This is a genomic window from Deltaproteobacteria bacterium HGW-Deltaproteobacteria-18 (genome assembly GCA_002841885.1).
Taxonomy (GTDB): domain Bacteria; phylum Desulfobacterota; class Desulfovibrionia; order Desulfovibrionales; family Desulfomicrobiaceae; genus Desulfomicrobium.
Window position 1 is genome coordinate 64,110 of the sequence record PHBE01000001.1, and the last position, 26,961, is coordinate 91,070.

The following is a 26,961-nucleotide window of genomic DNA, read 5'->3' on the forward strand; positions in this document are numbered from 1 at the left end:
CAACGCGGCGACGCAGCAATCGGGCCTTTATCGCCCCTCACCGGCCGTAGACGTCTTCGAAACGGACGATATCGTCCTCGCCAAGATAGCTCCCGACCTGCACCTCGATCAGCTCAAGCGGAATCTTGCCCGGATTGGCCAGGCGGTGCACCGCGCCAAGAGGCAGGTACACGGATTCGTTTTCGCGCAGCATGATCTCCTCGCCGTCCCGGGTCACCACCGCCGTGCCATGGACCACCACCCAATGCTCGGCGCGATGAAAATGCTTCTGCAGGGACAGGACCTGCCCCGGGAGGACCGCAATGCGCTTGACCTGATAGCGCGCGCCGTCGCCGATGGACTCGTAATGTCCCCAGGGCCTGAAGACCTTCTTGTGCGAGACGGCCTCGATGCGATTCTCGGCCTTGAGCTTGTCCACGATCTTCTTGACTTCCTGCACCCGGTCGCGCGGCGTGATGAGCACGGCGTCGGAGGTCTCGACCACGATGTGGTTCTCAAGTCCAACGGCAGCCAGGAGGCGCGTCTCGGCGTGCAAATAGGAATTGTGCACGTCGCAGAGCACCACATCTCCCCTGGTCACGTTGCCGCTATCGTCCTTGCCCCCGGCCTGCCACAGGGCGTCCCAGGAGCCAAGATCGTTCCAGCCGCAGGACAGCGGGACCATGACACCCCGGTCCGTCTGCTCCATGACCGCGTAATCAACGGAATCCTCGGGGCAGGCGGCAAAGGTTTCCCGGTCCAATCGCAGAAAATCGAGATCCTGTCCGGCAAGCTCAAGAGCCTTGCGGCAGGACACGACGATGGCCGGTGCAAAGCGGTCCAGTTCGGTCAAAACGGCTTTTGCCCGGAACACGAACATGCCGGAGTTCCAGAAATATTGTCCCGAGGCGACATAGCCCTCGGCCGTAGGCAGATCGGGTTTCTCCACGAAACGCTCGATGGCGCGGGCCGTTGAGTCCGGAAGCGCCGGTCCCTGCAGGATATAGCCGTACCCGGTCTCGGGGGCCGAAGGGACGATGCCGAAAGTGACCAGATGATCCGCAGCGGCATGCACGGCGGCCTGACGCACGGCATCGTGGAACCGCTCCGGATCGCCGATGAGGTGATCCGCCGGAAGCACGAGAAGTACGGCCTCGGAATCGGTCTCAAGAGCCTTGAGGGCCGCGATGGCCACGGCCGGTGCAGTGTTTCTGCCGACGGGCTCGAGGATGATCGCTGCCGGGGACACGCCAAGGGCACGCATCTGCTCGGCGATGATGAAACGGTGATCTTCGTTGCAGATGATGATGGGCTGCGCGACTTCGTCCAGGCCGTGCAAGCGCAGCAGCGTGTTCTGGACCAGGGTCCGGTCGTCGACGAGCGGCAGCAGCTGCTTGGGATACAGTTTTCGCGAGAGGGGCCAAAGCCTTGTGCCGGACCCTCCGGCAAGAATGACTGGTATGATCATGTTCTGCTCCAAAAAAAAGAAATGGGGGACATGCGCGCCAAAACCTGGCCTATGTACCTTGGATGATGACAAAATCAAATGGCAATTTCATGGCCCCTTGCCATGCGGGGCGGGGCATGCGCCAACCGCCGACCCCTGCCCGGTTCTGCCCGGCAAGGGGTCTGGATTTATGAAAGTCTTTGCCGTACAGGGAGGGCTAACGCCAACCGCGGCACACAAAGAGGCAGGGTGATGAGCAGACAAGTGATAGATATCTTTCCCGATGAGCTTGAAGAACTCAAAAGCAAGACCAGAGAGCGCGACTATCTGCTGATCGACGTCCGTCAGCCTGGAGAATTCGCCCAGGGCCACATCCCTGGCGCCCAGCTCATCCCGCTGCCGGAAATCGAAAGCCGCATGACGGAGCTGGACGGAGAAAAAAACCTCATCCTGTATTGCCGCACCGGCGGCAGGTCATCCGTCGCGGCCGCCCTGATCAAGGACGCAGGACCCAGGCAGGGGGCGCTCTACAACCTGGTCGGGGGGATCGCCGGGTGGGAAGGCAAGGGCCTCAAGGACATCCCGCACCTGGAACTTTTTCCCCGGGACATGGCCCTGAACCAGACCCTTTACCGGGCCATGAACATGGAAAAGGGTGCATGGCTGTTCTACAATGAGCTGGCCCAAGAATACAAGGGCGCGGAACTCGGCGACATGATCAAGGACCTTGGCGGCATGGAAGAGGTTCATGCCCGCGCCATCTTCACCTACTGGAAGAAAAACAGCCCCACGCCCATCACCGACGGTTTCGAGGAAACGTTCGAGCGCCTGGACGGACGGATCATGGAAGGCGGCAAGCCCATCTCGGCCTGGATGGCCCGCCTGGGCAAGGACCCGCAGGATCGCATGCTGCGGCTTCTGGAACTGGCCTGCGAGATCGAGTACTACGCCTACGATCTCTACCGGGGCCTGGCCAAGCGTGACCGCGACACCGAGGCGGTCAAGACCTACCTGCTGCTGGCCGAGCAGGAAAAAGCCCATGTCCGTGTCGTCACCAAAGCTCTGGACCGGTTTTTTGGTGATTGAGGTCTTCCTGAGGCAGACGCCGGACTACACCCATGCCGCTGGCATGATCCCGGAACTGCTCGACAACGTGCTCCCGGACATCGCCGGTTCCCGACTGCTCATCAAACCCAACTTCGTGGCGCTGCGCGGCTCGCACCTGTGCTGCACCCATCCCGCCGTCATCGCCGCCGCCGCAGGACACTGCGTTGCACGCGGGGCGCAGGTCACCGTCGGGGATTCGCCCGCCTTCGGCACGGCCCAGACCATAGCCAAGGGCATCGGACTGACCGAACTGCTGCGCCCCCTTGGCGTGGAGGTGGTCACCCTGAACAACGGGGTTTGCGTCAAGAGCGGACCCGTGCAGGTCCAGGTCTCGTCCGTCGCTCTGGGCGCCGACCTGATCGTAAATCTCCCCAAGTTCAAGGCCCACTCGCAGATGCGCTTCAGCGGCGCGGTGAAAAACCTGTTCGGATGCGTGACCGGCGTGCGCAAGGCCTGGCTGCACGCCCGGCACGGCGACAAAAAGAACCGCTTCGTCGACATGATCTGCGGACTCATGCAGGTATTGCCACCCACGGTCAGCCTCATGGACGGCGTGCAGGCCATGCACCGCACCGGGCCCATTGCAGGCGATGCATATGCGCTGGGTTTCATGGGGGCGAGCTCCAGCCCCGTGGCCCTGGATACCGCAGCGGCAATGGTTTTGGGCACGGGGCCCGAATTCATCCCCATCTGGGCCCACTGCCTGCGCGAGAAGCTGCCCGGAGCCGAAACGGCAACCCTGGACTTTCCCCTGCAAAGACCCGAGGATTTCGACGCTGCGGACTTCATCCTCCCTGCGTCCCTCAAACCGGAATCGTTCCGGCCGGACATCCTGATCAGGAGTCTCATCAAACGCATGTGGCTGGCACGATTCAAGCCCTGAAACAGACGGCGCAGGATTCAATCCAACAATACGGACGTTACAACACCGGATTCTTCAAATGCTCATGCAACGCTGGAAATGGATCATCACCGGAGGGGTGCAAGGGGTAGGCTTTCGGCCCTTCGTCTACAAGGCGGCCCTGCACGCAAAGGTCACGGGGCGGGTGCTGAACACCCCCGAAGGAGTGCTCATCGAGGTACAGGGCACCCTGGACCAACTTGCCACCTTCGAAGACACCTTCTCCGCCACCATCCCGCCCTTGGCACGCATCGTGACCTTGGACCGGGAGGTGATCCCGCCGCTGTCCGGCGAGGACGCCTTCCGGATCCTCAAGAGCACGGGCGGACACGGACATCAGGTGCTCATCAGTCCCGACGTGGCCACCTGCGACGACTGCATCGCGGACATGCGCGACCCGTCGGACCGCAGATACCGCTATGCCTTCACCAACTGCACCAATTGCGGACCGCGCTACACCATCACCCGCGCCATCCCCTACGACCGCGCCTGCACCTCCATGAGCTGTTTTCCGCTCTGTCCGGACTGCCTCGAAGAATATGAAAATCCACTGGACAGGCGCTTCCATGCCCAGCCCAACGCCTGCCCCGCGTGCGGCCCGAAACTGTGGCTGACGGACAGGACGGGCCGGACACTGTGCGAGAACGACGAAGCCGTGCGCCGCACCTCCGCCCTGCTGCTCAAGGGCGGACTTTTGGCCATGAAGGGTCTGGGCGGATTCCATCTCGTCTGCGACGCCCGCAACCAGGTGGCGGTGCAGGAACTCAGGACCCGCAAGAACCGCAAGGACAAACCCCTGGCGATCATGGTTGCGGACCTCGATGCGGCCCGGGCCTTCTGCGTCCTCAGCGAGGCCGAAGAGGAGCTGCTAATCGGCAGGCAGCGGCCCATCGTCCTGGCCAAGGCCCGCAAAGGCTCGGGACTCGCGCCGGGCCTGTCCCCGGACACCGCCTTTTTGGGAGTGATGCTGCCTTATACGCCCCTGCACCACGTGCTCTTCGACTATCTCGGACGCTCCGAAATTCTGCCCGCGGCCCTGGTCATGACCTCGGGAAACCTGAGCTCTGATCCAATTTGTCTCGGCAATCGCGAGGCCCTCAGGCGCCTTGGAAGCATTGCCGACAATTTCCTGCTGCACGACCGCGACATCCTGATCCGCTGCGACGATTCGGTGCTGCGGGTGGTAGACGAAAAACCCCAGTTCATCCGCAGGGCGCGCGGCTACACCCCCGCCCCCATCGACCTGGCCAAGGACGGCCCCGTGGTGCTTGGCGTCGGCCCCCTGCTGAAGAACACTCTCTGCCTGACCAAAGGGCGACAAGCCTTTGTTTCGCAGCATATCGGCGATCTGGAACACCTCGAGGCCTACGGCTTTTTCCGGGAGATCTGCGCCCATCTGCAAGACATCCTGCAAGTGGAACCAAAGGCCGTGGTCCATGACCTGCATCCGGATTTTCTGAGCACCGGCTTTGCCCGCGAGTCCGGGCTGCCCTGCCTGCCCCTGCAGCATCATTTTGCGCACATCCATGCTGTCCTGGCCGAAAACAGATACATCGGGGCGGCCATCGGGCTGGCCCTGGACGGAGTTGGGCTGGGCGACGACGGAACCATGTGGGGCGGCGAGGCCCTGCTGGTCGATACGTCAAAGCTCGAACACAGGCGGCTGGCGCGCTTTTCACAAATCATGCTGCCCGGCGCGGACGTGGCCACACGCGAACCCTGGCGGCTGGCGCGGGCCCATCTGCATGCCCTGAACATCCACGTCCCGGACGAAAAACCCTGGCCATGGCTAGAGAAACATGCCGCCGCCGACAAGGTCGTCGGGCAGGTGCTTGAGCGCCGCATCAATTCGCCGCTCTCCTCCAGCTGCGGACGACTTTTCGATGCAGTGTCGGCCATGCTCGGCCTTTGCGAATGCATCTCCTACGAGGGTCAGGCGGCGATCCGGCTGGAGGCGGTGCAGGACAAAGATGAAAAAGGTGTTTATTCGTGTTCCGTAATCGAATATGACCAAATCGTGGAACTTGATACCTTGGAACTTTTTGCGCAGGTTCACGCACAGTGGCGCGAAGGTGAATGCCCGGCAAAAATAAGCAGGCGCTTTCACCTTGGTCTCATTGACGGTCTGAGCAGGCTTTACTCCCATCTGGCCGCACGGTGCTCATGCAACACCGTGGCCCTGAGCGGCGGGGTCATGCAGAATCTGACCCTGGCCACTGAGCTTCCCAAGGCTCTGGCCGCACAGGGAGCAACCGTGCTGACCCACTGCGAACTGCCGCCCAACGACGCCTGCATTTCTCTTGGCCAGGCCGCCTACGGCCAACTGGTCCTGCAACCCTAACAGGAGCGCATCCCGTGGAAATATTCGCCCGCCTGAAAACAATCCTGAGCTTCCTGTGGAAGGTCCTTGGCACCACCAGAGTCGTGATGGCCAACATCTTCTTCCTGCTGGTGGTCATCATCATCTTAGGAGCCTTTTTCTTCGACTCCGAGGAATCGTTGCCCCAGAACTCCGTGCTGGTAATCAACCCGGCCGGCTCCCTGGTCGAACAGCGCAGCACGCCGGAAGCGGCCGAGGCTCTGCTCAAAAAACTGGGCCGGGAGACAGCCAGGGCCGATGAGACCAAAACCCAGGACGTCATCGACGCAATCCGCAGGGCCGCCACTGATCCGAAAATCCTGGCCATGGTCATCGATCCCCGGGACCTTCAGGGCTGCGACACGACCAAGCTCCTCGACATCGGCAAGGCCATCCTCGATTTCAAGGAGACGGGAAAACCCGTGCTCGCGCACTCAATGGTCTACACCCAGGGCCAGTATCTGTTGTCGTCCTATGCCGACACGATCTCCGTCAATCCGCTGGGAGGAGTGCTGATCACCGGATTCGGCATGTACCAGACCTATTTCAAGGGCCTGCTGGACAAGACCCGTATCAATTTTCACGTCTTCCGCGTGGGCGACTACAAGACTGCCGTGGAGCCCTTCGTACGCGAATCCATGTCCGAGGAAGCCCGGGAGGCCGGCCGGGACTGGCTGAACGGTCTCTGGCAGGCCTATCTTGACGAAGCTTCCAAGAATCGCGGCGTCTCCCCTTCCGACATCATATCTTATGTGGAGAATATCGACACCAGACTCGCCGCCACGGGCGGAGATGCCGCGCGCCTGGCCGTGAATGCGCAACTGGTAGACGAAATCAAGACCTCCACCCAGTTCGACCAGCTGCTGGCCGGCAAGACCGGAAAGAAACTCGAAAGCCTGCACCGGATCGACTTTCAGGACTACCTCGCCATGTCGCCCCCGGTTCAGCCCAGCGGCAAGGAACTCATCGGCATCATCAGGGCCCGGGGAGCCATCCTGCCCGGCAAGCAACCGGAGAACATGACCGGCAGCGAATCCATCGCCGAACTCTTTCAGAAGGCGCGTCAGGATCCCGCCATTCTGGCCGTGGTGCTGCGCCTGGACAGCCCCGGCGGAAGCGCCGCCGCTTCCGAGGAAATCCACCACGAGATCGCCCGCACCCAGGAGGCCGGCAAGCCCGTCGTGGTTTCCATGGGCAGCGTGGCCGCATCGGGAGCATACTGGATCGCTGCCGGCGCCAACCGCATCGTGGCGGCCCCGACCACATTGACCGGCTCCATCGGCATTTTCGCGGCCTTCCCCACTTTTGAAGATACGGCCATGAATCTGGGCATCACCACCGATGGTATCGGAACGACCCCTCTTGCCGATCTCGGCAACCCGCTGCGTCCCCTGTCCGCCCAAAGCGAGAGGGCCATCGGGCAGTTGCTGCGTTTCGGCTACGACCTCTTCATAAACCGCGTGGCCAACGGCCGCAGACTACCCGCCGCCGAAGTCGAAAATTCGGCTCAGGGACGGGTCTTTCTGGGTCAGGAAGCCCATGGCCGCAAGCTGGTCGACCAGCTCGGCAATCTGGACGACGCTCTGAAAACCGCCGCAAGCCTGGCCGGACTGACCGTGGTCAACAGCAAGGAACTGCGCCGCGAGCCTTCATCCCACGAAAAAATCTTGCAGGCCTTCACGTCTTCGGCAGAGGCCATCTTCCCGCAGCAGTCCCCGGCCGTCTCAAGATTGCTGAACATGGTCGAGACCCAGGCCCGGGTTTTTGAAAGCTTTGCCGATCCGAACCATATCTATGCCCGCAGCCTGGAATGCGAAGGGTCCCTCTTCTGATTAAACTCCCCGCCCGGCGCTGGTCGCCGGGCGGCCTCCCTCTTTTTGCGCCTTGCCAACCCATCGCCTTATGTTTAAAAATTTAGTTTTGCCTGACCGCGAACCTTTTTTTCGCGTCCCGTCCAAAAACCGCAGCGGCCGCCTGCCGGCCTTTCATATGGAACCGACATGCCTCAAAAAGGACCACATATCTCCCTTGCTCCCGAACGCCTGGTCAAACGCGTTCTGGGACTCCCCCTTGAAGAATTCCAGACCTGGCCGGAATATCTGCAACAGTTGGCGCTGGATTTGGCCGAAGAACTGTTCATCATCCGCTATAACCCCTTCATTCCGGCCAAGGATGTACGCCAGAGCGTAAACGCCCGCCTGCAGGCCGAACGCGCGGCCCTGTCCCCCGAATACTACCGCGAGCTGTCCGGTTGCCTGGAGCGTTTCTGGCAAAGCTATGAAGCCGACCAGAAGTTCAAGGCCACGCTGATCTCGCGCCTGTCCTCGATCATGAACAAGGAACAGGTCGTCTCGACCTCGAACAACCTCATCGAGTGCTCTACCGACGCCACCGACCTGCGCATGGAACTGCCTGCCCTGGTAGTCTTTCCGGAAAACACCTCCCAGATTCAGGGCATTATCCGTCTTGCCAACGAGATGGGCTTCCCCCTCGTGCCCCGCGGCGGCGGTTCCGGCCTGACCGGCGGAGCCGTGCCCGCCAAGCCGCGCAGCGTGATCCTGAGTCTGAGCCGCTTCAAGGATATCCTCGACATCGACGTGCAGGCCCGGACCATCACCGTGCAGTCCGGGGTCATCACCCTGACCGCCATCCAGGCGGCTGCGGCCAAGGGGCTGCTCCTGACCGTGGACCCGGCCTCCAAGGCGGCCTCGTCCATTGGCGGCAACGTCTCGGAGAACGCAGGTGGCCCTTTCGCTTTCGAATACGGCACCACCCTCGACAACCTGCTGTCGTACAAGATGGTCCTGCCCACGGGCGACGTGATCCAGATCAACCGCGTCGATCACCCCCGGCACAAGATCATGCCGGAGGACACTGCGGTATTCGAGGTCCTGGACGAATTCGGCAACAGCCGAGACGTCATCACCCTGCAGGGCGACGAGATCCGTGGCACGGCGCTGGGCAAGGACGTGACCAACAAATTTCTGGGCGGTTTGCCTGGCGTGCAGAAGGAGGGCGTTGACGGCATCATCACCGAAGCGACCTTCACCCTCTACCCCATCCTGCCTCACTCGCGGGTCATGTGCCTGGAATTCTACGGGAATTCCATGCGCAACGCCATGTTCGTCATAAAAGACATCGTGGCCCTGCGCGACGAGATCCGCAATCAGGGAGACCTGGTCAAGCTCTCGGCCCTGGAGGAGTTCGGGATCAAGTATGTCCAGGCCATCGAATATTCCAAGAAATCCCAGAAGTTCGACGGCATCCCCATCTCGGTTCTCATCGTGCAGCTCGACTCCATGGATGAATCCGCGGTCTTCGATGCGGTGCGCCGCATCACCCAGATCTGCGAACGCTACGACAACGTGGACAGCTTCATCGCGGCCGACGCCCACGAAGCCGAGGTTTTCTGGCACGACCGTCACCAGCTTTCGGCCATCTCCAAGCGCACCAGCGGATTCAAGCTCAACGAGGACATCGTCATCCCCCTCGAGGTCATCCCGGATTTCGCGGATTTCTTGGAAGAGCAAAATCTTTATTACCTGGCCATCGCCTACCGCGACGCCCTGCACCAGGTGCAACTGCTGCCTGGCATCGAGGTCGACGACGAGTTCATCCGCATGGAAATGGACGTGGCCTCGTCCATCATCAAGGGCAAGACCACCAAGGAGAGTCTGCCCGAACAGGAACTGGAGCTGCAGACCTCCTTCTTCTTCCAGCATTTGAAATCCAAGTACACAAAGCTGCATGAAGAACTGACCAAAATCTTCGACAACATGCAGAGCACTCGCGTGGTCATCGCCAACCACATGCATGCCGGCGACGGCAACTGCCACGTCAACCTGCCGGTCAACTCCAATGACCCGCGCATGCTGGGGCTGGCCGAAGAGGCTGTGGAAAAGATCTTCCACAAGGTACTCGAATTCAAGGGACAGGTTTCGGGCGAACATGGCATCGGCATCACCAAGATCGGCTTTCTGGCCGAGGAAAAAATCGCGGCCCTGCGCACCTACAAAAAAAAGGTCGATCCCAACAACATCTTCAACCCCGGCAAGCTGACCCAGCGCGACCTGGTCGTGGTGCCCTACACGTTCTCCTTCAACCGGCTGATAAAAGACATCAACAAGACCGCGCTGCCGGGCAAGGAGAGCCTGATCAATCTGCTCCTTAACGTCCAGACCTGCACCCGCTGCGGCAAGTGCAAGCAGGTCTGTCCCATGTATCTGCCCCAGAAGGGACTGCTCTTCCACCCGCGCAACAAGAACATCACCCTCGGCGCGCTGGTGGAGGCCATCTACTACTCGCAGCTGCAGAACGGCGAACCCGAGACGCGGCTGCTGGGCGAGCTGCGCAAGATCCTGGAACATTGCACGGCCTGCGGCAAATGCTACGCCATCTGTCCGGTCAAGATCCGCACCCAGGACGTGACCCTGCAGATGCGCGCCTACCTCGAGGAAAAGGGCGCAGGGGGCCATCCGTTCAAGAACAGGGTTCTGAATCTTTTAAGCCAGGACCCCCAGACCACCCTGCCCAGGATGGCCAAGATCGCGGGCATCGGTCAGGAGATGGGCAACCGCGCAGTAAACCTGTTGCCCGCCAAATGGAGGGAGCGCCTGGACAGCCCGCTGCTGCGCGGCAAGGGACCAAGCACCCAGTTCAGAAATCTGAAGGAAGGCCTCGGTCTGGCCAGGGGCAACATCATCACCGCCGAGAACCTCGGAAGCAAGCGCGCGGTGATCTATTTTCCGGGTTGCGGCGCGGGGCTCTTCTACCGCTCAATCGGCATGGCTGCGGTGCGGCTGCTCCTCGACGCCGGCGTGAGCGTGATCCTGCCGCCGGATCACCTGTGCTGCGGCTATCCGCTCCTGGCTTCGGGCTGCAAGGATCAGTTCGAGCGCATCGGCATGGAGAACCAGAAGGTCATGGAAAGGCTGGTCCGCCAGGCCGAAGCGGCGGGATTCGTCATCAAGTCGGTGCTGACATCGTGCGGCACCTGCCGTGAAGGCATCCGCAACTACCGGCTCAAATCCCTGGAGACACGGCAGGTCGAATTCCAAGACGTGGTCCAGTTCGTCATTCAGCAGGGCAAGGGCGGTTTCGGGCAAGGCCCCGAGCAGCTGCTCTACCATGCGGCATGTCATCACGAATGGACGGGAGTTGCGCCCCTCAAGGCCGGAGAAATCTACGCTTCGGAGCTGGGCAAAATGGTCGGCTCGCAGGTCGCCATTTCGCCTCATTGCTGCGGAGAATCAGGCCTGGGCGCGCTGACCTCGCCCAAGATCTACAACCGTCTGCGACTGCGCAAGAAGGAGCAGCTCTCCTCCGACCTTTCCGGCTACCCCTCAGACAGTCCCGTGATCGTCGGCTGCCCTTCCTGCAAGATCGGCATCAGCCGCACGCTGCTTGAGATGGGCGTCAAACGCGAGGTCGTACACACGCTCGAATTCCTGGCCCGTCTCAGACATGGCGACACCTGGCGCAAGGATTTCCACAAGCAGCTGGCCAAAGCTGCCGTGCAGAACGAAGTGCAGACGCTCACGCGGATTCCATGAAGATACTCGGCATCGATTACGGACAAAAGAGAATCGGACTGGCCATGGCCCGGCACGGCATGGCCTTTCCGTACAAGACCGTGGAAAAAAGCACCCGCGACAAGCTCTTCGCCGACCTCATGGGCATCATCGAGGTCGAAGGCGTGGAGACCATCGTGCTGGGCCTGCCCCTGGACATGAATGGAGAAGAAACCCTCACCACACGGCAGGTCCTGAACTTTCGCGACAGTCTGGCCAGACGGACAACGCTTCCGATCCATCTCGTCAACGAGGCCCTGACCTCTTTTGACGCCCGGCAACGGCTGCGGGAAGCCGGCGTGCCGGAGCGGAAGCACAGGGAAATGCTCGACCAGATGGCTGCCGTCTGCATTCTTGAAACATATCTGGGGAATTCATGAAACTTTGGCTGAAGCTCTTCCTGGCAGGACTTGCGCTCATGCTGCTCGCGGCGGGAGCCACGTTCTTCGCGGCCCGGCAGTTCATCGAAACTCCTCTGGACCTGGCCTCAAACGGAACGGTGATTTTCAATGTGGAACCGGGTGAAAACCTGTTCACGGTCTCAACGCGACTTGAGCGGGAGGGGCTGGTCCGCTGGGGTGAGGCTTTCCGGACCTACGGCCGCTTCAGGAAGGCCACCCTTCAGGCCGGAGAATTCGAGCTCTCCGCGAGCATGTCGCCAAGAGAAATTCTTGAAGTCCTGGCCTCCGGCAGACCAATCCTCTACCGCCTGCACTTCCCCGAAGGCCTGACCATGCGTGAAGTGGCCCTGGCCGTGAACGCCACAGGGCTGAGCACTGCGGAAAAATTCCTCGCGGCCTGCCGCGACCGTGACTTTCTTTTGAGCCAGGGGATAAACGCCACCGACGCCGAAGGCTATCTCTTCCCGGAAACCTATTTTTTCCCGCGCATTCCGGGTCAGAATCCGTACCCCATCCTGAAAACCCTGCTGGACCACTTCAAGTCCACCGTCGCGAACCTGCCCCAGTCACGGGACCCGGAAGAACTGCACCGCATGGTCATTCTGGCCTCGCTGGTGGAAAAAGAGACGGCCGTTCCCTCCGAACGCGGCACCGTGGCCGGTGTTTATGCCAACCGTCTTCGTGTCGGCATGCTCCTGCAATGCGACCCGACCATCATCTACGGTCTGGGTGAAAATTTTGACGGCAACCTGCGCCGCTCCCATCTGCAGGACCCCAAAAACCTCTACAACACCTACGTCCACCCGGGCCTGCCCCCCGGCCCCATCTGCTCTCCCGGCGCTGCTGCCCTGCAGGCCGCGTCCAGCCCTGAACAACACGACCTGTTCTATTTCGTGGCCAGACAGGACGGATCCCACCACTTCAGCCGGTCCCTGCGCGAACATACCAACGCGGTCATCAAATACCAGCGCCGGGGCAAGCCGTTCCCGAGCAACCAGAGCGGGCAAGGCAATTGACGGCGCGGCGGGCAGCCATTTCCAATCCCTGATCTGACAGTTCGTCCTGAATTCCTGCGACCATTCATGGTCCGCCCTTTCGACCAAACAAAACCGATTATATATCCGTAAGGAAAATTTTTCGCTTCAGTTATTTTTCATAATCAGCTATATGTATCGCCGCCTCGCCATCTACGGCCAGGTACTGATCAGATCGTTTTGCCAAATACTTACCAACCAACCCAAGCTCATGTGAACCCCCCGTCGGGATGTTCCCGGCAGGACGTTATACCGCTTCATCATTCAAGGAGGTTGTTTGTGAAAAAACTGCTCTTTTTCGCACTGGCATTCATTTTTCTGGCCACGGCTGCCCAGGGCAAAACCCTGAAGATGGCCCTCGACGCCGACCCGGAGTCCATGGACCCCCATGTTCAGCTCTCCGGCGGCATGCTGCAGTACACCCATCTGTGTTTTGATCCGCTCATCCGCTGGACCAAGGACATGAAATTCGAGGCGCGTCTGGCCACCAAGTGGGAGCGCATCGACGACCTGACAGTGCGTTTTCATCTGCGCGAAGGCGTCAAGTTCCACTCCGGCAACACCTTCACCGCCGCCGACGTGGCGTGGACCCTGGACCGCCTGAAGAAGAGCGAAGACTTCAAGGGCCTCTTCACCTCTTTCGCCACGCCCAAGATCATCGACGACTACACCATCGACATCATCACCACCGAGCCCTATCCGCTGGTGGAAAACATGGCTACCTACATCTTTCCCCTTGATTCCAAGTTCTACACTGGCACCGACGAAAAAGGCCTGGCCAAGGACGCCATCGTCAAGACCGAGTACTCTTTTGCCAACCAGAACCAGTCCGGCACCGGCCCCTTCTACGTGGAATCCCGCGAGCAGGGCGTAAAGTTGGTCTACAAGCGCTTTGCCGACTACTGGGACAAGGACAGCAAGGGCAACGTGAGCGAGCTCATCCTCACCCCCATCAAGGAAAACGCGACCCGCACGGCGGCTCTTTTGTCCGGCGGCGTTGACTTCATCGCCCCTGTTCCGCCCCAGGATTTCGATCGCCTGAGCACCAACAAGGACATCAATCTGGTCAGCATGGCTGGCAGCCGCATCATCACCTTCCAGCTCAACCAGAAGAGAAAGCCCGAATTCGCCAACCTCAAAGTCCGTCAGGCCGTCATCGCGGCCATCGACAACGCCGGCATCGTGGCCAAGCTCATGAAGGGCACCGCCACCGCCGCCCAGCAGCAGGGCCCCGAAGGCTTCGACGGCTATGTGGAAGGCCTGGCTCCCCGCTTCGATCTGGCCAAAGCCAAGCAGCTCATGAAGGAAGCCGGTTTCGAAAACGGCTTCGAGGCGACCATGATCGCCCCCAACAACCGTTATGTGAACGATGAAAAGATCGCCGAAGCCGTTGTTTCCATGCTCTCCAAGATCGGCATCAAGGTCAGCCTCAAGACCATGCCCAAGGCCCAGTACTGGGATGAATTCGACGCCCAGGTGGCCGACATCCAGATGATCGGCTGGCATTCGGACACCGAAGACTCCGCCAACTACTCCGAATACCTGCTCATGTGCCCCAACAAGGACACCGGCAAGGGCCAGTACAACAGCGGCAACTACTGCAACCCCAAGCTTGACGAACTGGTCAACCAGGCCAACGTCGAGAACGACCGCGCAAAGCGCAAGGCGCTGCTGCAGGAAGTTGAAAAGCTCGCCTACGAAGATGCCGCCTATGTGCCCCTGCACTGGCAGAATCTGTCCTGGGCGGCCAAGAAGGGCGTGAACATCGAGCCCGTGGTCAACATCATGGACTTCCCCTACCTTGGCGACCTGGTCGTGGAATAGTCCTCTTTGAAGACTTGATCCATTTGCCAAGACTGTGTACGCGGGGCAGGCTTTTCACGAGGCCTGCCCTTTTTCGAACAAACACCCCCCGTCCGCGCGGCCGCCAGCGCTCCTGACCGTCAGGACGGCAACGGATTCACACATGTTTGCATTCACTGTACGCCGTATTCTTCAAGCCATCATCGTCATGCTCATCATCAGCTTCATCGGCTTCGCCCTCAAGCAGAGCGTGGGCGACCCCGTCCGCGAGCTGACCGGCATTTCGGTTTCAGCCGCAGAGCGAGACGCCATCCGCGAGAAACTCGGGCTCAACGACCCGTTTTTCATTCAGTACGGACGATTTTTGAAAGGCGCCATGCAGGGCAACATCGGCCAGTCCTTCTTCTACAAGAAGCCGGCCATGGAGGTCATCCTGAACAAGGCTCCGGCCACCATCGAGCTGGTCATGTGCTGCACGGTGCTCATTGTCATCCTGTCCATACCCATGGGCATCTACAGCGCCATCTATCCCAAAAGGCTGCTTTCAAGGCTGATCATGGGCCTGAGCACCATCGGCGTGTCCGTACCCATTTTTCTGATCGCGATCCTGCTCATCTATGTCTTCGCCATCGAACTGAACTGGTTGCCGTCCTACGGGCGCGGAGAAACCGTGAACGTCTGGGGCTGGGAATCGGGGCTGCTGACCCTGGACGGCCTGCGGCACCTCATCCTGCCGACCACGGCCCTGACCGCGCTGATGCTGCCGCTCTTCGTACGCCTCATCCGCTCGGAGATGATGGAAGTTCTGGAGAGCGAATACGTCAAGTTCGCTTGGGCCAAGGGCCTGCCGCGCATGCGCATCTGGTTCGTGCATGCCTTCAAGAACACGCTCCTGCCCGTCATCACCGTCGGCGGCGTGCAGATCGGCACCATGATCGCCTTCACCATCCTGACCGAGACGGTTTTTCAGTGGGGCGGACTCGGTTTTCTTTTTCTCGAAGCCGTCGAGCGGGCCGACACCTCGCTCCTGGTAGCCTATCTGATTTTTGTCGGCGTCATCTTCGTCGTGGTGAACACCGCCGTTGACATCATCTATGGCCTGGTCAATCCCATGGTCCGCATCACAGGAAGGAAATAATGAGACTTTGGAAGCAATTCCGCGGCTCGTACTTTTTGTACAGTTTTCTGCATGACCCCGTGGCCATGAGCAGCTTCGTCGTGCTGGCCGTCCTGGCCCTGTCCGCCTTCGGCGCGCCGGTCATCGCTCCCCACGACCCCTACGACACCACAACCATCAACATCATGGATTCGGAAATTCCGCCCGTGTGGATGGACGGTGGCGACAAAAACTTCACCCTCGGCACCGACGCCCAGGGCCGGGACATGCTCAGCACCATGCTCTACGGCATGCGCATCTCGCTGATCATCGGCATCGGCGCGACCTTCCTGCAGGCCGTCATCGGCATCGTTCTCGGGCTCCTGGCCGGATACAAAGGGGGCAGGATCGACAGCTTCCTGATGCGCATGGCCGACGTGCAACTCAGTTTCTCCACCCTCATGGTGGCCATCTTCCTCTCGGCCATCTTCCAGGCCGTCTTCGGCGTGGCGTCGTTCGAGCGCATGGCGGTGCCGTTTCTGGTGCTGGTCATCGGCATCGCCGAGTGGCCGCAATACGCACGCACCGTGCGCGCCTCGGTCCTGGCAGAAAAAAAGAAGGAGTACGTGGAGGCGGCGCGGGTCATGGGCCTGCCAGCGAGCCGCATCATGTGGCGGCACATCCTTCCGAACACCATGTCGCCCATCCTGGTCCTGTCCACCGTACAGGTGGCCCACGCCATCATGAGCGAAGCCGCCCTGTCCTTCCTGGGGCTGGGCATGCCCATCACCAAGCCGTCACTGGGGTCGCTCATCAATTCCGGCTTCGACTACATTTTCAGCGGCTCGTGGTGGATCACCATGTTCCCCGGATTTCTGCTGGTGCTCCTCATTCTGGTCATCAACCTGCTCGGCGACTGGGTGCAGGACGTCCTCAACCCCAAACTGTACAAAGGATGACCAATGACCCATCTTCTTGAAGTGCAGGATCTGGTGGTCAAATTCGGGCTGCGTTCCGGAGACCTCACGGCCCTGAACGGCATCAATTTCACTCTGAATCCCGGCGAGCGCATGGGCCTGGTGGGTGAATCGGGCGCGGGCAAATCCGTGGCCGGATTCTCCATCATCAACCTGATCAGCAAGCCCGGCTTCATCGCCTCCGGCCGCGTCCTCTTTGAAGGCGAGGAGATCAGCTCCTATCCGCTGGAACAGATGCGCGACATTCGCGGCAACCGCATCAGCATGATCTTTCAGGACCCGATGATGACCCTGAACCCCGTGCTGACCATCGGCACCCAGATGGTCGAGACCATCCAGGCCCACAACCAGGTCAGCACCGCCCATGCCCGCGAGATCGCGCTCGAAAAACTCCAGAAGGTCTACATCTCCTCACCCGGCAAGCGCCTCGGCCAATACCCGCACGAACTCTCGGGCGGCATGCGCCAGCGCGTGGTCATCGCCATTTCGCTCTTGACCAACCCGAGCCTGATCATCGCCGACGAGCCCACCACGGCCCTGGACGTGACCATCCAGGCCGAGGTCATGGCCCTGCTCCTTGAACTGTGCAAGCACGAGAACATGGGGCTCATCCTCATCACCCATGATCTGGGCGTGGTCTCGCAGGTCACGGAGAAAATCGCGGTCATGTACGCCGGACGCATCGTGGAGCAGGGGTCGACGGCAAGCATCGTCACAAATCCACGGCACCCGTACACCAAGGGCCTGATCCAGGCGCTGCCCCAGGGCGGAAGCGGACGCGGACGATTGCACCAGATTCCGGGCATGATGCCCAACCTGACCAGCATCCCTCCGGGCTGCGCCTTCCACCCACGCTGCGAACACGCCATGGACATCTGCCGGCGTGAAACACCCCAGCTTTTTGGCGACGCGGAAAATTCGGCCCTTGTGGCCTGTCATCTTTACTCGCAAACCAGGTAGACCATGACAGATAACAAATCCCTCGTGCGCATCAGCAATGTGGTGAAGCACTTCGACATCTCCGGCGGCTTTCTGGACCGGATCAGCTTCTCCGGCGCCATGCCGACCCTGACCACGACCACGGTCAAGGCCTTGAACGATGTCTCCCTCGATATAGTGCAGGGCGAGATCCTCTCCGTTGTCGGCGAATCGGGCTGCGGCAAGTCCACCCTCGGACGCACGGTACTGGGCCTTTATCCGCCTACCAGCGGTGAAATCGCCTTTCGCGGACAGCGCATCGACAATCTCTCGCCACAGGAGATGCTCCCCTACCGCCGCAAGATGCAAATGGTCTTTCAGGACCCCTACGCGTCGCTGAACCCGCGCATGACCGTGCGCCAGATTCTCGAAGAGCCGACCCATTTCCACTTCCCCGACCTTTCGAACTCCGAGGTCCAGGACAAGGTGGCCGAGGTCATGCGTCAGGTGGGAGTCGACCCGGCCTGGGCCGGACGTTTCCCCCATGAATTTTCCGGGGGCCAGCGCCAGCGCATCAGCATCGCACGCGCGCTGATGGTCGACCCGGAGTTCATCGTGGCCGACGAGCCCATCTCCGCCCTGGACGTATCCATCCAGGCGCAGATCCTGAACCTGATCATGGACTGTCAGGAACGCTTCGGCCTGACCTACATGTTCATCACCCACGATCTCTCGGTGGTCGAGCACATCAGCACCCGCGTGGCCGTCATGTATCTTGGCACGCTCTGCGAACTGGCCAGCAAGGAAAACCTCTACGGAGACCCCAGGCACCCCTATTCCCGCGCGCTGCTTTCGGCCATCCCCAAGCTCGGCGGCAAGGGGTTTTCGCACATCCGCCTGAAGGGCGAGGTACCCACGCCCATCCTGCTGCCCACGGGCTGCGTGTTCCACACCCGCTGCCCGTTCGCCGACGAACGCTGCCGCCGTGAAATTCCGCCTCTTCTGCCCCAGCCGGGCGGGAGCCAGGCAGCCTGCCACGCACTGGAAGAAGGGCGACTCACATGACCGCCCCCGCCCGCAAGGTCAGCGAAAGCGAAACCCTCATGACCCACCGCGCCCTGCCCGAAGACGCCAACCCCGCCGGCAACGTGCACGGCGGGGTGATATTGAAGCATCTCGATTTGGCCGGAGCGGTCTGCGCCATGCGCCACGCGCGCATGAGCGTGGTCACGGCCTCCATCGACCGCATGGAGTTCAAGGCCGCCGTGAAGGTGGGCGAGCTCATGTTGCTGCACGCCAGTGTAAACAGGGTCGGCAAACAGTCCATGGAGATCGGGGTGCGCGTGGTGGTGGAAGAGCTCATGACCGGCGAGCAGCGTCATGCGGCTTCGGCCTACCTGACCTTCGTGGCCATGGGCCCGGACAAAAAACCGGCATCCGTGCCGGATCTGATCCTCGAAACTCCGACCCACCAGCGCCGCAACCGTGAAGCCATGATGCGCCGCGAGTTGCGCCTGGAAGAGCGCAAACGCGAACGCCTGGCCCAGGAGTCCGAGCAGATCTGAACGAAAAAGTCCGAAGAACGCCTTTTCCTGACCAACCGCCCGCTCCAATCCGGCATTTACAGTCCAGCCTCTTCAGTCTAGGGAAAAGCCCGAATTCATCTTCCGGAGCATCCCATGAACGCAATCGTCATTCTCGTGGCGTCCTATATCGCCCTGCAAATTTTTTCCGATGTCGGATCCCTGCGCATCGTCATGCTCGGCGGCATGTCCATTGACGCCGGAACCTTCATCTATCCCCTGACCTTCACGCTGCGCGACATGGTCCACAAGACCATGGGCAAGCAGGGGGCGCGACTCATGATCGTCACAGCCGCGGCCTTCAATCTGCTCATGGCCGCCTATTTCTGGATGGTTTCCGTATTGCCGCCGGACATGGGCGTGGGCACGCAGGCAGAGTTCGGACAGGTGCTGGCCCCACTGTGGAGGCTTGTCTTCGCGTCCATCATCGCCGAAGTCATCTCCGAACTGACCGACACGGAAATCTACAGTCTGTGGAAGGAAAAGGTCACGGCCCGACACCAGTGGTCCAGGGTGCTGGTCAGCAACGCGGTCAGCATTCCGCTGGACAGCCTCATCTTCTGCTGGATCGCCTTCGGAGGCCTGTTCGAGGGGGCCGTGGTCTGGTCCATATTCTTCAGCAACACCCTGATCAAATTCGTCACCACCCTCGTCTCCCTGCCAGCCATCTACCTGGTCAAGGAAAAGGACAGCAACTCCGACGTCGCAAACCACTGCTGACCGCAGCGGCACACCAAAATCGAGTACTCGAATACTCCTGAAAGCCGGGCAACCGGCTTTTTTTCATCCTCTTTTCTGTAGCGATCAGGCATTCATGCCCGTCAGCAAAATGCGTTTGAGAAGAGTATTTCCTCTTAAAAAACGCTGGATTTATCTTGTTCAATTCGTATATGCATACAGGTGATATCCCCTTGATTCCAGCCACCACATCAACCCATTCCCAGCGCGGAAGGAGAACCGAATGAAGCTGTCCATTCGAAAAAAGCTTCTGTTGGCCTTCACCATCACCATCCTGACCTCGATCCTGATCATCTGTGTCGTATTGGGACTCCAGATTAGGGATTCGTCCATCACCACGTTTCACGATTCGGCTGGCAAGGAATTGTCCCAGATTGACCGGGCCATCGGCATCTTTGTCGACAAGGCGCTGAAGATGACGACCATGATCGCCCGCGACGCTCTGGTGCGCCAAGCCGATGAATCCCTGCACAGCTATGTGAACGAGACCGTGAAGAAAGCGCCCAAGGACATCGACCGCAGTCCACTGGAAGATCAAATGGCGCAGTTTTTCAAAAACATTCACGTCTCGCATCCTGAATACGTCGAAGTATTCATCGGCACCAAATGGGGAGGCTTCGTCTCTTCAGGAGAGAGCGAGATGCCGCCCGGTTACGATCCGCGAAAACGACCTTGGTACACCACGGCCATGGCAACACCTGACAAGGCTTCCATTTCTCCCGCCTACCTGTCGACTACCGGCGAGGCGGTCATCAGCAACATGTTCCCCATCACCTCCGATGGCGGAGAGATCATCGGCTGTACGGGACTGGACGTGGGGCTTGGGGTGCTGACCGAATTGATCGAAAAATCTCCAATGGGCCAGACCGGATACGTGATCCTCGTGCAGGACGACGGGACAATCCTGGCAAATCCCAGGCATGAAAATCTCAATTTCAAGAAAATGAACGAAAGCGACGTCCCGGCCCTGGCACAACTGGACACGATAGACCAGGGAGGAATGGACGTGCGCATGGACGATAAGGACTGGTTTGCCCAGGTGCACACCATCGAGGGCCTGGGCTGGAAGCTCATCGGAGTCATCGAAAAAGAGGAGGTCATGACCGGATTCAACGCCATGCTGCGCAAGATGGCGATCATGGCAGTGATCCTCGTGGCTATATTCCTGACCTTGGCCGCATTCTTCGCCAACTCCATGGCCAGACCCGTCATCAACGCCACCGGCATGCTCAAGGATGTGGCCGAGGGAGAAGGAGACCTGACCCGCAAGCTCGAAGTGACATCAAGCGATGAGATCGGCGAGATGGCCCGCTGGTTCAACACCTTTCTGGACAAGCTGCGTGCCATAATCAGCGAGGTCATTTCAAACGGCGGCAGCCTGAACAACGCTTCGGACCGTCTGCTGTCCATCTCCCAGGCCCTTACCTCCGGCGCGAACGAGGCGGCCCGCAAGGCCGAATCCGTGGCCTCCGCAACCCTGGACCTCAACTCCAGGTTCAGCAGCGTGGCCGCCGCCATGGAGCAGACCACCCAGAACACCAACATGGTAGCCACGGCCACCGAAGAAATGGCCGTAACCATAACCGAGATCGCTTCCAACACCGAGAAGGCCAGAACGGTTGCCGGAAGGGCAATGACCGAAGCCGACGCCGCCACTGCCGCCATGAGCGCACTGGGTGATGCGGCCATGGATATCGGCAAGGTTACCGCGATCATCACCGAGATTTCGGATCAGACCAACCTGCTGGCCCTTAATGCCACCATCGAGGCCGCAAGGGCTGGAGAGGCTGGCCGCGGATTCGCGGTTGTCGCCAACGAAATCAAGGAACTGGCCAAGCAAACCGCCACGGCCACCGAAGAAATCAAGGAGCGTATCGTCGAGGTACAAGGAACCTCCAAGACGACCGAAGGCCAGATTGTCACCATTTCCAAGATCATCGAGGAAATCAACAGCATCATCGCCAGCGTGGCGGCCGCCATTGAAGAGCAGTCCGTGGCCACGCGCGACATCGCCGGCAACGTGGCCCAGGCTTCGCAGGGGTTGCAGGAAATCAACGTGAACGTTGCCCAGAGTTCGGCGGTCATCAAGGATATTTCGGACGAAATCGCAGACGTGAACAGCGCGGCAGAAAGCACCAACCAGAACACGGCGGAAGTGGCCCGTAACGCTGAAGAACTTCGCCGGCTGGCCTCCAATCTCTTCAGTCTTCTCGGACGGTTCCGGACTTGAAGGCGCCCTGACAAAAAAAAGAAGCCGTCTTCCTTACGCCAAAAAAAAGCCATGAAAAAACGCCCCGCATCGCAGGGCGTTTTTTTATGGTCCAAAGAATCGCGAGATCTTGAAAAACTAGAACTTGTAACCAACGGACAGACCGACCATGTGTGCGTCGGCATTGTCGATTTCACCTTCAAGCACGCCATCGGCGAGTCTGGCATCAATGTCGCGATCCATGATCATCAGATAGGTGTAGTTCACGTCCACAACCCAGTTGTCCCAATGAAAACCAAGACCACCGTTGAGCAGATGGCGATCGTTGGCTGGGACAAGGTAGTCGATGGTTTCGTCCTGTACGGGTGACTGGTCGTAAACGTAACCAGCACGCAGATCGAGCCAATCCAAAGCGGCGTATTCCACGCCAATGTTGAAACGCCACACATCGTCCCAATTCTTAGGCGACGTAGTCTGAGTGGTCACGCCATCTGCAGTGATGACAGGATCACCATAGTCGATGGTCAGTTCATTATATTTGCTCCACATTGTGTATACGGCGCCAACTTCAACGCTCAATTTTTCTACAGGATATAGAGCAATTCCAAATGCAAATGAATCTGGCAACTGCACAGTACCGCTAACAGAAGTATCTTTGAAAAAACCGCCACCAGTGAGAGCGGGATTTATATCTGAAAAATCTGCTTCGCCTGTAACCTTCATTGTCACGGGGCTTCTATAGGAAAGACCAACTTTAGCGTATTGACAAGGCTTGTAGTGCAAGGCCATGTTGAATCCATATCCCATCCCGTCTGCTTCCAGATGAGCATCACCTTCTGAAAAAGCTGGATTGATCATTGCCAAATTTAACTTCTTTTTCAAAGAAAAATTCAAATACGTGGCGTCCACGCCAAAGGCGGCGGAAAATTTGTCCGAAAATTTCAGTGCTACGTTCGGATTGATGGACATGGATTCGATGATGGCTTCATAAGAGTTGTAACGCCCAGACCAATCCTCATCGAAGACCGAACCCAAGCCAAACCGGGAAAAAGTGCCCAATCCGATGGTATATCGGTCATTGACCTTCCAGGTTGCATAAAAATGCGGAGGAATCCAGAGTGAATCCTCATCTGAAGAGGTCCAATTGTCATTGGTCCTGACATCAAGCACCGGATGAATGGCCGTAAACCCACCCAGAACCTGCAGTCCGTCAAGCTGGGTTATACCGGCAGGGTTTGAAGCAAGGGCTGATGGATCATCTGCCCGGCCTACCGTGGCACCGCCCAGGGCGTTGCCGCGAGCGCTCCATTCATAAATGCCGAATCCCGCCGCAAAGCTGAATTGCGCTGTTAGCAGCACCAGACACCAAGCCATGACCCACGATTTCAAAGTTTGCATCCATCCTCCCCTTTGTTGCACTGTTTTCGCTACAAGCGCAGCACTTTTAAGTGCACGCTCAATATATTTTTGCTAGAGCGCTAAATGAAGAAGGATACTGCGTCAAGAGTTTTGCAACATCCCGCCATTAAAGAGCATTGCCCGTATTCATTCTCATGATTGGCAGACCGGTAAAATTGAATGGGCGAGCAGGAATGAAGCGGAAAAATAGTGGACTGGTCAAAAGTGGCTGGTTACAAGACAGAAAAAAACAGGGGGAAAAGGCAAGTGGCCATAGGCAACAAAGAACGCATTCTGAAAACGGCCAAACGGCTTTTTGGGGAACTCGGGTACGCGGAAACGACCTACAAGCGCATTGCCCAAGAGGCGAGCATTGCCGACGGGCTCATCGCCCATCACTACGGGAGCAAGGAGAACCTGTTCCAGTTGGTGGAGATAGACATTCTGACGAACCTGCTGATCAAGATCGACGAGAGCCAGTACTATGCGTCCGACGGTCTGAGCGGCGTACTCAATTTTGCCAAATGCATCCTGAAGGCATCCACTGAACCCGAATCAGGATTCCTGACCCTGCTGCGCTGCTCCCCGTTTCTGGCCAATACCGTCGACGCGGACAATTCAGAAATCCTGGTTGTCTGCTCAAGAGTGGTGGACAAGATGCTTGAGTGTCTGCGCAAAGGCATCGAAGACGGCTCCATCCGCGCGGACCTGGAGCCCAATCTGGCCGCCAGCGTCATCTTCTCCACGGTCTTCGGCTCGACCCGCGCTCGCCTGCTGGCCAAGGAAAACATCCTGGGGCTTAATTTTTCAGCCGATTTTTATCCTGAAATCCTTCGGATTATCACCAGATATCTGGAGCCCATCGATAAGACCCTGGCACAAGGCTACGAATCATCGTCATCATCCGAGCTACCCTGAACCATGGCATAGGCAACCAGGCATCCGAGCAAAAATCCGCCAATCGTAATCCACCAGACCATTCCTGCCCCCTGTCGGCAATCAACCCAGATGAAAAGACCGGCCGCGCAACATCCATCCGCCTGCGACGGCCGTAAAAAAAACATTGGCCGCCCAGGCTGCCAGCATCGGTGGCACAAGGCCTTTTTCCCCGGCTGAGGCGCATAGCACGAACAATCCGTAATAACAGAATGTGGCCACCAGCCCGATGGGGATGATGACGAAAAGCGACCCGAAAAGGGACACCACGGCCAGGGCGATGAGCGCCATGACCAGAACCGAGGCGGCATAGGCCAGCTTCATGTGCCAGGCGGTCTGTAATCGCTCGATATTCGATCCGGAATCCTGCAGCCGTCTTATTTCGGCGCCCAGTTGCCAAAGCGGCAACGACTCGAGCCGGGTCTTGGGGTCGACGATCAGAAAGCTGCCCAGGTCGGTGCGCAGATCAAGCTCCATCTGCGCCGTTTTTTGCACCTCAAAGGAGGCGGGAAAAGTACGCGTCACGTCTGTCAGAAGCCAACCGGCGGCAGTCGATTTGAAGGTCCGGGCCTGCAGTATCTCTTCTATGCTCCCGGCGTCGTCATCTTCCAGGACATGCACCGTCAGCCTTGAACCCTGCCCAGCGGCCGGGGTCACCTCACCCATGTGCACGATGCGGTTGCCTTCACGGAACCAGATGTCAGAAAGCTGCCGTTTTTCAATCTGTCGGTTGCGCACCTCCTCGTTCCAGATCCGATCCGCCGCCCTGTGACCGCTCACGCCAAGCGCTTCGGAAAACAGGAGCTGCACCACGCAAAGGGCAAGGGCGTACCAGATCACGGACTTGGCCACCGCCCCCGGCGACACGGAGCAGGCCTCCAGGGCCAGCAACTCGCGGCTGCGCAGCATGAGGCCCATCTGCACCATGAGTGCGATCAGGAATACCGCCGGAAAAATCTGGGCCAGGATAAAGGGCGTGCGGTAGAGAAAATAGGCGCCGATGGAAGAAAACCCCACGCCCGCCTCCAGAAAATCATCCAGCCGGTCGAACAGATCGATGAAGACATAAATTCCAAGGCCGATGCCGCAGACGAGAAGCAAAAGAAAAAGATTTTGCCGCAGAATATAACGTGTCAGCAAATTCATGCGTCAGCCCCCTTCATGCCCAGGATTCTCAGCAACCAGAACCGGAACGCCCTGAAATTGACCTCCCTCTCCGTCGCGACCAGCCACATGCCTACCGCCGCAGCCAGCATGAAAACGATATTGGGCAACCACAAGGCCAGGGCCGGAACCAATACCCCGCTTTCAGCCAGGGACATGCCCCCGGACAAAAGCACATAATAGAGAAAAAAAGCCCCCAGACAGACGATGAGCCCGTACTGACGTTTCATGCCCTGAAAGAAAAATGCCAGCGGCAGTGCAAAAAATCCGAGCACGATGCAGGCTGCGGGGAGGGAAAAGCGCTTGTGCAGTTCAATCTCCACCCGACGCTGAAAATTGACACTCGTGTCCTGGAATCCGGCGTCCTTCAACGCCTGCAGATCCTTCCAGGACATCTCCTTGGGGGCCTTGTCCTTGAGTTCGAAACCTCCCAAAAGTCGCGTCATGTCCAAGGAAAGGATGTAGCTTTCAAAGCTGATGACGCTCAGCTCCCCGCCCTCCTCACGGTAGACATGCCCGTCCTCCAGGCGCACGAAGACCTGACCGAGTTCCGGGTCGGAATCGATCTGCCCCACGGGGGCGACAATCGTCGCGCGGGCCTTTGATCTTGAGCTGTCGAGAACGAAGACGTCAAGCAATGCGCCGCTGCCCGGGTCGGCCTGGCGGGCATAGACGGTCAGGCCGGGAAAGGAGGTATTGAAGACTCCGGGCTGCACGTTGACGGAAGTCTTGTGCCGGGCCAGTTCCACGACCGTCTGCCGGAAATTGTCCATGCCCCAGGATATGCCCGAGAGGGAAATCCACACCGTCAGCGCGGAACACAGCAGGCACAGGAGCATGGGCGCGGGCAAAAGAGGCCAGATGCTGACCCCTCCGGCGCGCAGTGAAATGAGCTCCCGGTCAGCCCCCATCCGCAGAAAAGTCAAAAAAAGACCGAGCATGCACGAAACCGGAATGAGCATGATCAGAAAAAAAGGGCTCAGGTAGGTAAAGAGCTTGACCAGATCAAAAAAAGTCACGCCCTGAGCCATGAACAGATCCCGCAGCTGCAGGAGGCGACCAAGCAGGATGAGACACAAAAAGCCTCCCAGACAGATGGAGGCAATGATCCCCATCTCCTTGAAAAGCTCCCGTTGCAGGAGAGGCACTCGAATCACCGGGACTCGGCCTCCTCACGGTAGAACCTCGCCAGAGCCAGCTCTTCCGGCGGGGTCAGATCGAACTGCATGCCCGCCTGGGCCGTGAGCTTCTTCAAATCGGGGTATTCGTGGCGACGCTCCTCGATCCAGGCAATGGCGTTGCGCAGGTTCTTGTCGCCGGGCATGATGGTTGTCATCAGGT

21 protein-coding genes are annotated in these 26,961 nt (G+C 59.2%); 16 read left to right on the forward strand and 5 right to left on the reverse strand.

Translation table 11 applies throughout. The features are described 5' to 3' along the window. Positions 1 to 37: 37 nt before the first annotated feature. Positions 38 to 1,447 carry a mannose-1-phosphate guanylyltransferase/mannose-6-phosphate isomerase gene (locus CVU60_00310; GenBank protein PKN43503.1) on the reverse strand — a complete coding sequence of 470 codons (1,410 nt, stop codon included), beginning with the start codon at positions 1,445 to 1,447 and terminating at the stop codon, positions 38 to 40. A 78-nt stretch (positions 1,448 to 1,525) separates the two neighbouring features. Between CVU60_00310 and CVU60_00315 the strand changes: the two genes are divergently transcribed. From CVU60_00315 to CVU60_00385, 15 genes are all read left to right on the forward strand, one after another. Continuing rightward, entirely contained in the window at positions 1,526 to 2,512 is a 987-nt protein-coding gene (locus tag CVU60_00315) for a hypothetical protein (GenBank protein ID PKN43504.1), read from the forward strand. Continuing rightward, positions 2,175 to 3,416, forward strand: a complete 1,242-nt coding sequence (locus CVU60_00320; protein PKN43505.1) for a hypothetical protein — start codon at positions 2,175 to 2,177, stop codon at positions 3,414 to 3,416. The genes CVU60_00315 and CVU60_00320 overlap by 338 nt, the downstream gene beginning before the upstream one ends. A gap of 58 nt (positions 3,417 to 3,474) precedes the next feature. Then, a complete protein-coding gene (gene hypF, locus CVU60_00325; protein PKN43506.1) occupies positions 3,475 to 5,775 on the forward strand; it encodes a carbamoyltransferase HypF in 2,301 nt (766 codons plus the stop codon). 14 nt (positions 5,776 to 5,789) lie between these two features. Continuing rightward, the gene (sppA, locus tag CVU60_00330) at positions 5,790 to 7,625 is read left to right on the forward strand and encodes a signal peptide peptidase SppA (protein ID PKN43507.1); all 1,836 of its coding nucleotides are present in this window, start codon (positions 5,790 to 5,792) and stop codon (positions 7,623 to 7,625) included. Between the two features lie 168 nt (positions 7,626 to 7,793). Continuing rightward, positions 7,794 to 11,345 carry an FAD-binding oxidoreductase gene (locus CVU60_00335; protein ID PKN43508.1) on the forward strand — a complete coding sequence of 1,184 codons (3,552 nt, stop codon included), beginning with the start codon at positions 7,794 to 7,796 and terminating at the stop codon, positions 11,343 to 11,345. Further along, positions 11,342 to 11,743: a Holliday junction resolvase RuvX gene (locus CVU60_00340; protein PKN43509.1), complete on the forward strand. Its 402-nt coding sequence runs from the start codon at positions 11,342 to 11,344 to the stop codon at positions 11,741 to 11,743. Before CVU60_00335 ends, CVU60_00340 begins: the two co-directional genes overlap by 4 nt. Beyond that, on the forward strand, positions 11,740 to 12,780 hold the full coding sequence (locus CVU60_00345; GenBank protein PKN43510.1) for an endolytic transglycosylase MltG: 1,041 nt from the start codon (positions 11,740 to 11,742) through the stop codon (positions 12,778 to 12,780). The genes CVU60_00340 and CVU60_00345 overlap by 4 nt, the downstream gene beginning before the upstream one ends. Positions 12,781 to 13,077: 297 nt before the next feature. Continuing rightward, complete coding sequence (locus CVU60_00350; protein PKN43511.1) at positions 13,078 to 14,622, forward strand: nickel/dipeptide/oligopeptide ABC transporter substrate-binding protein; 1,545 nt, start codon at positions 13,078 to 13,080, stop codon at positions 14,620 to 14,622. A gap of 142 nt (positions 14,623 to 14,764) precedes the next feature. Beyond that, a complete protein-coding gene (locus tag CVU60_00355; protein PKN43512.1) occupies positions 14,765 to 15,739 on the forward strand; it encodes an ABC transporter permease in 975 nt (324 codons plus the stop codon). Then, positions 15,739 to 16,656 carry an ABC transporter permease gene (locus CVU60_00360; protein PKN43513.1) on the forward strand — a complete coding sequence of 306 codons (918 nt, stop codon included), beginning with the start codon at positions 15,739 to 15,741 and terminating at the stop codon, positions 16,654 to 16,656. Before CVU60_00355 ends, CVU60_00360 begins: the two co-directional genes overlap by 1 nt. A 3-nt stretch (positions 16,657 to 16,659) precedes the next feature. Then, positions 16,660 to 17,634 carry a methionine ABC transporter ATP-binding protein gene (locus CVU60_00365; protein PKN43514.1) on the forward strand — a complete coding sequence of 325 codons (975 nt, stop codon included), beginning with the start codon at positions 16,660 to 16,662 and terminating at the stop codon, positions 17,632 to 17,634. Between the two features lie 3 nt (positions 17,635 to 17,637). Beyond that, positions 17,638 to 18,657: an ABC transporter ATP-binding protein gene (locus tag CVU60_00370; protein ID PKN43515.1), complete on the forward strand. Its 1,020-nt coding sequence runs from the start codon at positions 17,638 to 17,640 to the stop codon at positions 18,655 to 18,657. After that, entirely contained in the window at positions 18,654 to 19,157 is a 504-nt protein-coding gene (locus tag CVU60_00375) for an acyl-CoA thioesterase (GenBank protein PKN43516.1), read from the forward strand. Before CVU60_00370 ends, CVU60_00375 begins: the two co-directional genes overlap by 4 nt. A 114-nt stretch (positions 19,158 to 19,271) precedes the next feature. Then, positions 19,272 to 19,895: a hypothetical protein gene (locus CVU60_00380; protein ID PKN43517.1), complete on the forward strand. Its 624-nt coding sequence runs from the start codon at positions 19,272 to 19,274 to the stop codon at positions 19,893 to 19,895. Between the two features lie 241 nt (positions 19,896 to 20,136). Beyond that, positions 20,137 to 22,143: a methyl-accepting chemotaxis protein gene (locus CVU60_00385; GenBank protein PKN43518.1), complete on the forward strand. Its 2,007-nt coding sequence runs from the start codon at positions 20,137 to 20,139 to the stop codon at positions 22,141 to 22,143. 117 nt (positions 22,144 to 22,260) lie between these two features. On the opposite strand, the gene CVU60_00390 is transcribed toward CVU60_00385, so the two are convergent. After that, positions 22,261 to 23,520 (reverse strand): transporter, encoded by a 1,260-nt coding sequence (locus CVU60_00390; protein PKN43519.1) that lies wholly within the window; start codon positions 23,518 to 23,520, stop codon positions 22,261 to 22,263. A 207-nt stretch (positions 23,521 to 23,727) separates the two neighbouring features. Between CVU60_00390 and CVU60_00395 the strand changes: the two genes are divergently transcribed. After that, on the forward strand, positions 23,728 to 24,438 hold the full coding sequence (locus tag CVU60_00395; protein ID PKN43520.1) for a TetR/AcrR family transcriptional regulator: 711 nt from the start codon (positions 23,728 to 23,730) through the stop codon (positions 24,436 to 24,438). An 81-nt stretch (positions 24,439 to 24,519) separates the two neighbouring features. Here the strand turns inward: CVU60_00395 and CVU60_00400 are convergent, their stop codons facing one another. The 3 genes from CVU60_00400 to CVU60_00410 are packed head-to-tail and all read right to left on the reverse strand — an operon-like array spanning position 24,520 to position 26,956. After that, entirely contained in the window at positions 24,520 to 25,602 is a 1,083-nt protein-coding gene (locus tag CVU60_00400; GenBank protein PKN43521.1) for an LPS export ABC transporter permease LptG, read from the reverse strand. Next, positions 25,599 to 26,777, reverse strand: coding sequence for an LPS export ABC transporter permease LptF (lptF, locus tag CVU60_00405; GenBank protein PKN43522.1), 1,179 nt, complete (start codon positions 26,775 to 26,777; stop codon positions 25,599 to 25,601). The genes CVU60_00400 and lptF overlap by 4 nt, the downstream gene beginning before the upstream one ends. Next, positions 26,774 to 26,956: a hypothetical protein gene (locus CVU60_00410; protein PKN43523.1), complete on the reverse strand. Its 183-nt coding sequence runs from the start codon at positions 26,954 to 26,956 to the stop codon at positions 26,774 to 26,776. Before CVU60_00410 ends, lptF begins: the two co-directional genes overlap by 4 nt. Positions 26,957 to 26,961 lie beyond the last annotated feature (5 nt).